This is a genomic window from Halomonas sp. SIMBA_159 (assembly GCF_046536035.1).
GTDB classification, from domain to species: domain Bacteria; phylum Pseudomonadota; class Gammaproteobacteria; order Pseudomonadales; family Halomonadaceae; genus Vreelandella; species Vreelandella venusta_A.
Window position 1 is genome coordinate 1 of record NZ_JAWJBT010001136.1, and the last position, 251, is coordinate 251.

The window sequence follows — 251 nt, forward strand, 5'->3', positions numbered from 1 at the left end:
GCCTTGAAGTTCGCGACGATCTGGTTCATCCAGCTGTAAGAATCGATCTGGATGACCTTGCCTTGCAGGCCATTGCTTTGCAAGGCCGCGTTCAGGCTACCGTTGAAGAGTTGCGACAACTGGGCAAGGTTGGCCCCACCGTCGGCCGAGGCAAGCCCTTTGGGCGACAGACCGATGTTTGGAACATTGACCACCACGATATGCGTGGCGCCGTTCTGTGCAATCTGCGCTACAACCTCAGCCAAAGTAGT

At 56.2% G+C, this 251-nt stretch carries 1 protein-coding gene; it reads right to left on the reverse strand.

Going from position 1 to position 251, the window contains the following annotated elements; all coding sequences use genetic code 11:
- Window positions 1-251: hypothetical protein (locus R0J87_RS22810; protein WP_498889209.1), on the reverse strand; the 251-nt coding region annotated here is incomplete at both ends.